General features: G+C 62.6%; 7 protein-coding genes. 3 read left to right on the forward strand and 4 right to left on the reverse strand.

The features are described from left to right. The 3 genes from VF662_RS08500 to VF662_RS08510 form a co-directional block, all read right to left on the reverse strand. Nucleotides 1-2,256 (reverse strand): TonB-dependent receptor domain-containing protein (locus VF662_RS08500; RefSeq protein WP_464139865.1); only part of this gene is annotated, 2,256 nt, incomplete at its 3' end. A 645-nt stretch (nucleotides 2,257-2,901) separates the two neighbouring features. After that, nucleotides 2,902-3,594, reverse strand: coding sequence for a hypothetical protein (locus VF662_RS08505; RefSeq protein ID WP_464139867.1), 693 nt, complete (start codon nucleotides 3,592-3,594; stop codon nucleotides 2,902-2,904). Nucleotides 3,595-3,658: 64 nt separating this feature from the next. Continuing rightward, nucleotides 3,659-5,638, reverse strand: coding sequence for a hypothetical protein (locus VF662_RS08510; RefSeq protein ID WP_464139869.1), 1,980 nt, complete (start codon nucleotides 5,636-5,638; stop codon nucleotides 3,659-3,661). A gap of 342 nt (nucleotides 5,639-5,980) precedes the next feature. On the opposite strand from VF662_RS08510, the gene VF662_RS08515 reads away from it, so the two are divergent. From VF662_RS08515 to VF662_RS08525, 3 genes are read left to right on the forward strand one after another with little or no spacing between them, the layout of a single operon-like run. After that, nucleotides 5,981-7,240, forward strand: coding sequence for a metallophosphoesterase family protein (locus tag VF662_RS08515; RefSeq protein ID WP_464139871.1), 1,260 nt, complete (start codon nucleotides 5,981-5,983; stop codon nucleotides 7,238-7,240). Beyond that, nucleotides 7,240-9,213 carry an ORC-CDC6 family AAA ATPase gene (locus VF662_RS08520; RefSeq protein ID WP_464139873.1) on the forward strand — a complete coding sequence of 658 codons (1,974 nt, stop codon included), beginning with the start codon at nucleotides 7,240-7,242 and terminating at the stop codon, nucleotides 9,211-9,213. Before VF662_RS08515 ends, VF662_RS08520 begins: the two co-directional genes overlap by 1 nt. Next, complete coding sequence (locus tag VF662_RS08525) at nucleotides 9,213-10,271, forward strand: hypothetical protein (RefSeq protein ID WP_464139875.1); 1,059 nt, start codon at nucleotides 9,213-9,215, stop codon at nucleotides 10,269-10,271. Before VF662_RS08520 ends, VF662_RS08525 begins: the two co-directional genes overlap by 1 nt. A gap of 440 nt (nucleotides 10,272-10,711) precedes the next feature. Here the strand turns inward: VF662_RS08525 and VF662_RS08530 are convergent, their stop codons facing one another. Beyond that, nucleotides 10,712-12,106, reverse strand: a complete 1,395-nt coding sequence (locus tag VF662_RS08530; protein ID WP_464139877.1) for a M20/M25/M40 family metallo-hydrolase — start codon at nucleotides 12,104-12,106, stop codon at nucleotides 10,712-10,714. Between the last annotated feature and the right edge of the window lie 112 nt (nucleotides 12,107-12,218).

Raw genomic sequence — 12,218 nt, forward strand, 5'->3', positions numbered from 1 at the left:
CCGCAATGGGTCGGCGAGCGCGGTGTTCTGAACCCTGAAGAAGTCGGCGCTGGAGCGGAGATCGGCGATCGTCGGCGGCACCTCGCCGGTGGCAATGCTGCCGCGGAGCATCAGGAGAGGCGCGGGAAAGAAGCGCAGGCCCGCAGTGTAGGTGAACGCATCCCTCTCGGCGCGTGTCGCCGGCGGCTTCCCGCCGGCGCCCGGGCCGAAACCGTCGGGATAATTCGTCCTGCTGCGATCGAAGCGTCCTGCAAGCTGGAACTCGAGGCCGCTCAGCGGTGCGAGCCTGCCATCCGCGGCGATCAGCGGCGCGCGCAGCTCGACATAGGCGGATTGGACGGTCTGGCTTCGAGGAGAACCCTCGGTGACCGAAATTCTGTCCGTGAACACGATGGTCCTGATCGGGGGCGGCACCCGTTCGCTTCGCCATTCGAGCAGGCCGGTGGCGGTGACACTGCCGCCTGGAAGCGAAAAAAGCGGCCCGGCAATTCGCAAGGCGGCGCCGCGATAACGGTTCTTCAGAGACTCGTCGGCTATGCTTTCGCCGAAATAAGCTTGCAGCGCCTGAAGGAGTTGGGACCACGACCCGAGCGGATCGACTCGCGGAAGTCCGCCCCCCGGGGACTGGCCGCGCTGGACGGCGATTAGAAGGTCGAAATCGATGACCCTGGTTTTGCTCGAGCGCGTCACGTCGGCGCTTCCGCCCGAAAAATCAGCAGTTGCGCTCCAACCTCGTGGCAGCCGCGCCACCAGCCCGGCTGTGAAGCGGCGGGTCGTGATGCCCTGCCGAAACCGGCCGGTTACGTCGGGGCGCGGGAACGTGATGATCACGATTTGGGAGAACGGATTGATGTCGATATTGGGCAGCGCCACCAGCTGTTCGGGAGTGCCGAACGCGATTGCTCCCTTGTTCCGCAACCATAGCCCATCGACGTAAGCCTCGATCCGATTGCTGAACTCGTGCCGCAGGTTGAAAAAAGCGGAGCGGGTCGAGGGTGCCCCCCGGAGCGTCGCGCGGGCGGTACCCACGTCGTCGGCCGGCTCGAACACGAGTTTTCCGGCATTTTGACGAAGCTGCTCCACTGCCTCCTGCTGCGTTCCCTCGAAACCCAGCGGGAGAAAGGTGTATGCCGCGCCGAGCGAGGCGCCTCCGAATGCCGGACCCAGGACAAGCGGCCCTCCGGGGCTGCCGCTGAAGACGCTGACGGCGTTGGAGCGGGGAGGACGGGTTCCACCTTTGGCGGTCAGCTTCTGGTCGACATAGCCCACCGGATCGTTCGAATATTGGAGGAGGCGCTGTCTCAGCAGATAGTCGCGGTCCCCGGCTCTGATCGGATCCGCTTCCTGGATGCTGCCGGCTGCCATCAGAGCCGTCCGCCCATTCCCGGTTCGTAAGCCGAACCGTCCTTCGATGCCCCGGGTCCAGGAGTCGCCGCGGCTTGTAAGGCCCGAAGTCACGCGCAGCGCCCCACCTTCATAATCTCGGCGGAGAACCACGTTGACGATCCCGCCGAGTGCGCTCGGCCCGTAAATGCCGCCTGCCGTTCCAGTCAGCGTCTCAACCCGCTCGACGACGCTCAGCGGAATGGGATTAAGGTCCGGCTGGAAGAAATCGAAGCGCGTGGTGGGGATCTGCGGCATTCGGCGCCCATCCACCAGGATCAACGTCCTTGAATTGCCGAGGCCGCGAAGGTTCACGGCCGAGCGGGTGTCGCCGGGAATGTCGAGGAGCTGGTTGGGAGAGGCGATTTGCGCGTTCGACGGCTCCCGGCTCCTTAGCAGATCGTCGACATTGTCCCTGTGCGCAAACTCGATGTCGTTCGAAGAAACGACCTTGTAGGGCTGAATGTCGTTCCGGGATCTTCGGATATCCGCATTCTGCGTTCGTCGGCCGATCACCAGGATCTCCGCCACCGGCTCCTCAGCAAGCGGAGAATAGGCGGGCGGGGGCAGGGCGTAGATGTCGAAGGTTCCGCCGCTCTCGCGAAAGCCGAGTCCCGTGCCCGCAAGCAGCCTTGAAAGCACGATCGAGGGCGTCAACACCCCGCGGACGGGGCTTACGGCGATGCCTCGAACGAGCCGCGGATCGAAGAGGAGCTCCGTCTTCGTCTCTCGCGAGAGCTCTACGAGTGCGCTTGCCAACTCGCCGCCCCTGATGTCGATCAGACGCTCACCCGCTGCCGCCGCGAGCGCCGGGGCAGACGCTGCACCTGCGAATATGGCGATCCTCAGGAACTGACGGCGCAATGGCTTCATCACTATCCCCACCACGGGGGTGGACCCGATCATGTGCGGCGGCAAGCCGAAACATCGCCGTCAGCGCGACAGCAGAGGTCTAGGAGGCACTGCGACAGCGAGAAACGCGAGCCCCCTAAGTTGCCCAGCCGCAGCGAGAAGCGTGATCTCGCAACATTGCCGCTGGTGCCAGCTCCTCTGAAACGGAAGTTCCAAAGGGCGGGATGGGCTATCCAGCATTACTGCGGCGATCCCGGTCAGCGATCTTTCGTTCTCGTCCTCCGCCTGTTCCGAAGCGGCTTCGAGCACTCGCTCGAGTATTATCCGTTGCCGTAAAGAGGGTCCTCCAAGTCATAAAAAATCGGCCGTTGATGATTCCCGCGACTGGGGCCGCTGATGTATAGCGAGATGTAGAGTCCGGTGGCATAACGGCCGAGGTGACGCATTCGAGAGTGGCGGATTACTACGGTCTGCGAGGAATAGCGGCCCCTCCCGTAGAGGTGGCTCCAACCACCGCGGTTGTCGGTCCGGAGTGGCTGCTTTGCGCCCATACCGGTCATCAGCCGCTGAACGCCAGAATGTCTGGATTTGGTGGGGCAGGCGCGACCGCTTTAGAACAATGAATCGCGTAAGCGGACCTTCGTTCAGGTGGGGCCTGGTAGACGCCTACAGCCGGCGGACAGATGCGAGCGCCCCCGCGAGATCGCGTGCGCCGGTTTTCGCAAGGATCGCTGCCTCATAGTCGGAGGTCAGCGGAGTGATGATGCCCGACCGCATCGCATTTATGAGATAGGTGATGCCGTCCTTCCCAGGCGCCGCCTGGCGTGCACTCTTGATCGCGAGCGTCGCCAATTTTTCGGCCGAAAGCGGCTCGATATTGGATTCGATTCGCGTAGAAAGCACGACGTCGAAACCTTCAAGATTGGCGAGGTGCTCGATAATCACCGTATTGAGCGTGCGATGGACCGGTTCAACGTATTTGAGTCCGGTGCCGATCTTGCCGGTCTCGCGACGGTAAACGATGTCGGCGGCTTCGGTGGCAGAGACAGCAACCGCGAAGATTGTGGCGAGGACCGGAGCCCCGCCCTCCGCGACCGGCACCAATGTTGGCGCACCCTTCCGGCTGGCGCTCGAGCGGGCATATTCCACCGCAAAGGGTGTTGGTACATCGTCTCGGCGCGACAGGATCACCGCCTGCAGCTCTGGACCCGGATCGGTGATCAGAGACCCATACGCCAATACGCCAATCATGCGGTCATCGTCCCTAAACGTCCGCCGCTGATCGGCACTGTAGCATCGCTGATGATAGTGACCGCTGATGAGCCCATTCCAAACCGGATCATAATTGTGCGAACGCACATGTACTCTGTGGCGTGACTACGGACCGATGCTGCGGATAGCGATGCTCGCCCTTCACAGTTCGCTAAGCGGCTTGCTGCTGCCGCTGCGCAAGGGTTCGCGCCGGAACCTTCGCCTTTCGGATTACGTCGGCGATGTGACTGGTCAGGCCGACCTCGCCGATCAGCTCCACGCCGTCGCCGGGCTGGAGCTGAGCGATTAGGCGGCGCAGCTGCTCGAGGCCATTTGCCACCTCGAACGGTGTCCAGTGCCGCGCCTCGCCAGGGACGAGCACGTCCGCCGCACTCATGGTCGCGCCGCGATGCATCTGGACGACCCACGCCCGCTCGCCGTCATGAACCCATTCGAGCCGGACGGGGCCGAGCTCGGACGCGGCAGCGTGCAGCCTCCTCACGTCCTCAATCACCGCCGCCGGAAGCGGCTGAGCCTTTGCGGTGCCTTGCATGAAGGCATCGCCGGCGCCGGCCACTCCCTCGGTCGCGATCTCGCCTGACTGAAGCACGATTGAGGCGCCCGAATATTGCGGCACCACGCTCGCCTGGCCGACGATCGACGCGATCGCCTCATGCTCAGGATCCTCGGCCGCCATAATCTGGAAGGGATCGGTCCAGCCGCGCGTGGTCGTGAACTTGCCCGGCATCTGCTCGGTCGGTGCGGTTCGGAACCAGACCTCGGCAGAGCCCGTCGGCTGGCCGAAGCTGAACGGCGCGACGCGGCGGTTCACAACGGTGGTGCGGGGGACGGGAAGGCCGATATGATGAGCGACGAGGAGGCCAAATACCTTGTCGCCGATCATCCGGCTGAAGCGGTTCGGCCACTGGATCGGCGGCGGCAGCCCAAGGCCCTCATGCTCGGCGATCTCCCAGCCGAGTGTATGCGTAAGCCGCCAGCCGCGGGGCTTCGGATGGATGCTGAATTCGAGGCGGGTGTTTTCGGGGACGGCGAGGTCCGGCTCGAAGCCGTAGACGGTGACGAGCAGGCGCGAGCCCCAGCCGAGCGGGAGCGAGGCCGTGCCGGGCTTCTCGACGGCGCGCGGCGTGTCGTCGGGCGCGAACTCGATGAGATTGCCGAGGATCACGCCCGATACGCCGCCATCGTGGATGTCGACCGTCTCGTTTGCGATCGTATGAAGGCCCTCGCGGGTAAGGCGCAGGACGGCCGAGGTCACCTCGTCGACGCTCTTAAGGCCGTAGATGAACTCGCGGCTGAGCGGATTTTCGGGAGTGAAGCTGCGGACGTTGACGGAGCCCTCGGCGCTGCGGGCGAGCAGCGTCTCGGCGGCCTCCTGGAGGCCGCTAAAACCGTGATTGGGCGCCTCGCCGAGAACGCGCGCGAAGGCTTGCTTCGGCTTACCGCGGCGCGGCTCGTAGCTGATGAACTGGGCTACGTTGATTAGCTCGGCGAGCCGGTCGAGTGAGGCGTCCTTGCGGGGCATGCCGCCGCCGGGGACATAGACGATGGCGGGAAGCGTCGCCTCAAGCCGATCGGCGGTGGCGCGAAGCGTGTCGGCGAGATAGGGCGGCATCGGGTCGAGCGCCTTGACCTCGGCGAGCGCGCGGCGGATCGCGGCGATGCCGTCGCGCGTGACCACGGGCGTGCCGTCGATCCGCGTGGTGGGCACGCCCTCGAGATGGGCGCGGCAGAATTCTGATGCGCAGCCGGCGCTGAACTCCCAGCCGTCCATCAGCAGGATGCGGCTGGCATGATCGGTGATGAACCTTTCCCAGAGCTCGAGATAGTTAAGCTGCGACCAGTGGCTAACGAATAGGGTGGCGGGCTCGATCACTGGCTCGGCATGGCGGGCGCGCAGAACCTCGGCTGCCAGCTTCAGAGCCTCCTCGTTGGGCGCGATCACTTGCTCGCGGAGGGCGGCGCGATACTCCTCCGACTCCGCCACGAGCGCATGCCCGCCGCCGCGCCACCAGTCGATGAAGCGGCGGCCGGTGGTGATCGGGCCGGAGAGATAGGCGACGCGGGTGGAGCCGAAGGCGGAGCGCCAGATCTGGCGGATCGCGGCGAGGGGTTGTGGGGAGGGGTCCGTCATCTCGTTGCTCGTCCAGTTGCTGCGCCTGCGAAGGTCTCGCTCGAGGAGCTGTTGTTGGTTATCATGGGTCTCGCTTGGTCAGGGTTCGGCCTACCCATAAGGTGCGATCTTTGACAACCGCGCTGCCGCCTCACTACGCCCAATTGTTAAAGAGGGTACCATCAGTGCGGCAACCGCTGCTCGTTCACAAGCGCGGTTCCGGACACCGAAGTGACCGGCTATACGGCCGTGGAGGGCACGACTCGAACAGTCGGCCAAGGAGGGGAGCCTACCGAAGAGGGCGGTCTGAACCTCGTTCGGTAGCAAGTGCCTGCCGCTGGCGGCTAAAGTGAGATCGGGAGCGTGCAGGTATTCACCATCGTCCAGATCGGGGACGTACGCTTTCCCGACAAGGCCAACTTCACCCTCGGGATCGACGACAAGGATCCAATGTTTCCGGGGGCGGTCAGCAGTGCCATCGGCGTTGCGCCTTTGCAGGCCGTGTCCAGGGCGGCAGGCAACTACATCGGCACGAAATCACCTGATTTGATCGCGTTCATGGGCGATTTCACTGATCGTGGAAATCGCGACCAGTTGAAGAAGTGCATGGCTTACCTGCGCAACTTGGTACCCACCGGCAAGCCGCCGTCCATGTTGCTGTTCGGTAATCACGACCTTGATCGCGCGGATGATCCGAACAGCGAGGACCGGTTCGATCCGATCAACGACATCATCGCAGCCGCGGGGTTCAATAAGGCGAGCGTCATTGAACCGGCCCTGGAGCAACTCACCTGTCCGACTGGCGAAAAGGTCAGCGTTTTCGGGCTTAACAGCTGCCACGGATGTGGGCAGACCCGGCTCCTGGGCACGCTCATCGAAAAGCAGGCCGGCGCTGTCATCGCCAAGATCGTCGCCGGTGGCGGCACCGAAGATGAGCTGAATGAAGTTCATGAAAGCATCGATACGCCGGCAATCAGCGAGCAGACGTTGGCCTCACTGTCCCAGCAGATCGCTGCCTTGGACGGGGACGAGCTTGTCGTCGTCTGCGCCCACCACAACTTGCTGCCGCAAGCCACGCCTCGCATTGCGCCTTATTCCGAGCTGATCAATGCCGGCACCGTTCGCGAGCAACTGCTAAGCCACAATCGACCGATCATCTACCTGCATGGTCACCTCCATACCGTTCCAGTCGAGATCATTCGGGTGCCGACGGCGCCGCGGGCAGCGATCATTTCCATCTCCGCGCCGCTGTTCCGGAAAGGCTTCAACATCGTCGAGCTGGCGTTCAGCAACGAGAACGTTCCTCTTGGCTGCAAGATCACGCCAATGACCCTCCGTGGTTCACAGGTCGTGGCGGAAAAGCCGATTACCGTGCCGGCATGGACGGCGGCCGAAGGACTGAGGCATGCGTCGCGTGCTGCCCAGAAGCTGCTTGATAAGCTCGAGCGGGACAAGCGGAGCCACCGGGGTGATCTCGATGACCCCGATTGGCCGGAGGATGAAAAAGCGGCCAAGTCGAAGGAGCTGGACGATCTGCTTCGTGAATTGCAGTGGGTCGGCGTGGTGGAGATCCAAGGTGAAGATGGCCCCAGTCACCGCTGGAAGGTTCTGAGGTCGATCTGATGAAGTTCTCCAACCCTTTCCGGCCGACCCGCTTCGAGCACCACGAGCATCCGCTCATCTGGATTTCGCCCAACGTCAAGTTGCTGGAGCGACTGAAGTCATTCTATGTCGCCGGGACGCGCGGAAGCGGCAAGACGAGCCTGCTCAAGGCGCTGAACTGGCGCGAGCGCCTTCACAACAGGACGGTCGCCGACCAGCTGGGAGATGATGCCCTAGACTACGTTGCCGTCTACTTCCGGCTACCGGATTATTTGACGAGCTCGCTCGGTTTGATCGACTGGCACAAGGCCTTTCCGGACAGCCAGACCCCCGAGATCGTCGGTTACGGGGTGTTCGCCCAGCTGATCGAGCTGGTTGCCGCGCAACTCCTCTGTGAGGCAATCAGCTCGCTCCGCAGCGTCCGCCGATTCACCTTTTCGGCCGATGACGAGACCAAAACGGTCAAGAAGATTCTGCAAGCCTATCCGCAGCTTGAGACGAGTGCGCCAGGTGAGGTCGAGAGCCTGGAAGACCTCTCGTTGCTTTTCCGCCAACTCCACCAGCGAATGAACCTTGCGGTCACTCGCGGGCTGACCAAGGCTCTGCACGATCTTCCGGTCGAAGCTCTACCAGGCGTTTTTATCAACGAGCTCGCTGCGCAGTTGCGGGAGCTAGCCTGCTCCGATGAAGGCAGCTGCTCGGCTACTTTTCATCTCAAGATCTGCATCGATGATTGTGAGACCCTGCAGCCCGCACAGCAGCGATATCTGAACTCGCTTGTCCGCAGCGCCAAACAGCCCCTGTTCTGGGTCATCAGCTACGTGTCGGTGGATTATGACTCCACCAATACGATCCTGAACAACCAGACGCTGTCCGATGCCGATCGTAATCGGATCTATCTCGACACGATGGACCGCAACGACTTCTACTCTTTTTGTGAGGAAGTCTCTGCTCTAAGGCTCTTCTACTCGGACGAAGATCTGCGAGCGACCACCAGGCTGCAGGATTTCCGAAGCAGTGGGTTCAAGCTTGAAAACCTGCTTGGTCGGCTCGACATCAATGGCGCGCTAGAGGCGCTTGCTAGCAAATCGATTGCCTCGAGCTTCCAGGCGCTGGTTGCCCGTAGTCCGAAGTCGACGGGTCGCAGAGGTAAGGGCTTCCCCCAGATCTACCAGACTTACGTTATTGAGAAGCTGGGTGACCGCACAAAAGACCAGCGGGCTGAGAACAAGGGCGCCTACATGAGGCGCAAACAAGTTGCGGCAATGCTTTGCCTACTTGCCGAGTACGGCTCCAAGAGCATTCCCTACGTCGGTGCGAGGACTATCGTCTCGCTAAGTGACCTATGCATTCGAGATTTCCTCGAACTCATGGGCTCGATCGTTGACATAGCGATGGAGCGCGACGAGCTGAAGAGCATCGGCGACCTTCATCAACGTCCAACTCCCTTGTCGGTGGACACACAGAGAGTGGGCGCGAGTCGCTCAAGTCAGGCCAAGTTCGATGGCATCAGAAACGCCATGGAGCGGCATGGACAGGAGGCTGCTCAGGCGATCGACTTCATCGGTAAGCTGACTGCGAGACTTCAGGCAAGTCCTCAGCATCTTTCGTCGCTCGCTACACCGGAGCGTGGCAATTTCCTGTTCGATCTTGCTTCCAGCGAAGTGGGTAAAGAGCGGGTTGAAGAGAAGCGTGACTTTCTCGCGAGGCTGCTGCGTCGTTGCGAGGCGGATGGGCTCTTGCGAACTCCGCGCTCAGACGATCTTGGTGGCTTCGAAGCGAACAATCCGGAGTGGCTGTTCCACTTGCACCTCCGATTTGCGCCACTTTACGGCACCTCTTACCGTGGCCCCTATGGGCTTACCCGCATGCCCATGGCCGAGTTCGTCGAAGCTTGTTTCAGTCCGATCGACACAAAGGTCGACGACCTCGTCGAGCGAGCATTCGGCCGCATCACAAGGCAGGACCCAATCGAACAGGCAGTATTGCTGTGATGGTATCGGTCGATGATCCTTCTGTGTTTGATGTCGCTCACATTCGAGCTGTAGAGGAGACGAACGATACGTCCGAGCTTTCGCTTGACGGCGACCTGCTGCTTTTGACCTCAAGCTGGGAGAAGCGGTGCCTGGAGATCACCCGGGCAAGGCACGGTCGGTACAGCAGAGGTGCCATGATCGGCTTCGCTGAGATGGGTGAGAGTGAACTACGGCCTCAACACGATGAGGCGCTGCAGGCTTTCCTCGCCAAGCAAACAGATAGTGTGACCGTCTTCGAGCCGATGGCTTCAAGTGACCTGCAGGGGTGGCGTGACGCGATTAGAGATTTTCTCGTGGATGGTGCCCGTGCTGCCGGTCGTCCGATCGATCTGGTCGTGGATCTGACATGCTTGCCCAAATATTTTGCACTGCTGGTATTGGGTTTCGCGCTGAAGGCCGGCGTCGCCGGGCGGATCACCTTCTTCTACGCTGGTGGCCGGTATGATCTGACTGCAAAAGACAGCTTGTCTCCGGTTCAGAGTTTTACCGAGGGCGATTGGCGGTCCTTCCAAGTCCCGTATCTGGAGGGTGACCTCAGCGCCGACCGCAAGGTGAGGATCGTCGCTGCAATTGGGTTTGAAACTTACCAGGCGCGGAGCTTCATTGAAGCTTACGAGGCTGAGAGCCACGAGTTGATTATGCCCTATCCGGGCTTCTCTCCGGATTATGAGCCTCGGGGCGAAAATGAGACTAAGGCCCTAGCAACGTTTCTCGACATAGAGATGGACAAGGTTCACCGCGTCCCGGCCGGAAGCGCGGTGCAATCGGCTGAACTCGCTCTCGATCTTTTTAGTCAGGGCAAGCCGTACCGAGACTTGGCTCTTTGCCTCGGCACCAAGCCGCAAGCGCTTGGCCTCGGCCTCGCTGCGCTTTGCATGCCGCATGTCACCGTCGTCTGCAGAATTCCCAGTCGCTACGCTGAAACCTCGACGCCTCCCTCCGGACGCTCGTGGGTGTACAGAGTCGAGGATACCAGTGCTCTGCCGCTCCTATTCCTTGAGCCTCCACAAATCTAAGAGGCTCGGCCCTGACATTGCGTGATGGCTTAGCAGGCGGGCCAAAGCGCCCACCCGATCGAGCCAGCTTAGGGCTCACGATTTCAAAGCACAGTCCGTGCGCTCACAGCAAAGGCAAAGCTCCAGCCCACATCAACGTAGGTCCGGTATGGAAAGGGGCGCAGCGGTCCTGAACGTCGGCTTGTGGGTCAATGCTGCCATCACGCGAGGTCAGCTTGATGGTCCGCAATGGGCGCAAAGTAGACGCCGAACGACCAAAAGAAAGAGCACTGGACAGGAGCACAGAACGGATTCACAACGACGGCGCAATCCTGCAAAAACCGCGGATTTCCGTGCGTCTGGTTGAGAGCTATTCCGGTCTGGAATCCTGTCTCCCCGACCATCATCGCACTTTTACCGAAACCGTCCGGGGGACGGTTTCCGTGCGATGATCATTCTGCCTACTGCCCCGCCGCCGTCACCGGCGCCTTCACGATCTCCTCGCGCGCATTTGCGACGACGGAGAGCATCGCCGTCCAGGCTGCGACATTCTGCCGGAGCTGCTCCGGGTCTACCTTGTCGAGCGTATCGTCCGGCGTGTGGTGATAGTCGAAATAGCGGGTTCCATCCTGCTGGAGGTCGATCGCCGCGACGCCCGAGCGCACCCAGGCGCCGACGTCCGCCCCGCCGCCCGCCGCTCCGCCCCGCGAGATGCCGAGCGGCGCAAGCGCCTGCGCCACGCGGTCGGCGAGCGGCTTGTTCGCCTCGGCAAAGCTCGTGTCCATCCGCCACACCCGGTCGGCGCCGAAATCGGATTCCGAAACGAACACGATCTTGTCGTTCGGGTGAGCCGCCCGATAGGCGTTGCTGCCGTTGCCGCCGACTTCCTCGGCGCCGAACCAGACGACCCTGATCGTCCGCCGCGGGCGCCCCGCATCCATGATCCTTTTCGCGGCCGCGGCAGTGATCGCAACGCCGGCGGCATTGTCGAACGCCCCGGTGCCGAGATCCCAGCTGTCGAGGTGGCCGCCGATAAGCACGATCCCGGCATCGGCATCGGTTCCGCGCACTTCGGCGACGACGTTGCCGGATTGACGGGTGCCGAGGTTCCGCGGCGTCAGCGTCAGGCGCATCGTCACCGGCTTGCCGCGCTTCAGCATGCGCTGCAGCTGTTCGGCATCGGGTATCGAAAGCGCGCCGGCCGGGATCGGAGTGACGCCCTGCGCCCAGGATTGGACGCCCGTATGCGGATTGCGGTGGGAATCGGTGCCGATCGAGCGGATCACGATCGCGGCCGCGCCCTTGCGGCTGGCCACCGACGGGCCGGTCCGCCGGGCGGCGCCGAAATAGCCATATTGGGAGCCGTCCTGAGTCGCGGTCATGCCGTGGCTGACGAACACGATCTTGCCGCGAACGGTGGCATCGCTGGCCGCTTCCAGCGCCTGGAGGCTGTCGAAGCCGACCACCTCCGCCTGGATGCCGGCGGGCGGAGTCGCGCCGCTATTGCCGAGCGCGGTGACGACCAGCTTCTGGGGGAAGGGCGAGACGATCTCCGCCCGCTCCTCGCCGCGCACCCAGACCGGCATGTCGTAGGGCTCGATGCGGACATTGGCGAAGCCGAGCGCCTTCAGCCGCCGCACCGCCCATTCGCGCGCGCGGGCTTCGGCTTCGGTGCCGGCGAGCCTCGGGCCGATCTCGGTGGTGAGCCCCTCCATGATCTCGAAGGCCACGTCGTCCTTCAGCGCGGCATCGCGCAGCTTCTCGGCCTGCGCGGACGCATTCTGAGCGGGAGCGACGCTGGGGGCGGAAAGGGCGAGGAGGGGGAGAGCGGCGGCGGCGAGCAGGAGCTTTTTCATGGCGCCGGATTAGGAGGCCCCGCACGGTTTGCCAATCCCGCTCCGGCGCACTAGGTAAGCGCCCAAATCCCAGCAGCTGAAGACTTTGGAGAAAGCGCCGCCATGGCCGCAC

The sequence above is a fragment of the Allosphingosinicella sp. genome, assembly GCF_036387215.1.
Lineage (GTDB): Bacteria > Pseudomonadota > Alphaproteobacteria > Sphingomonadales > Sphingomonadaceae > Allosphingosinicella.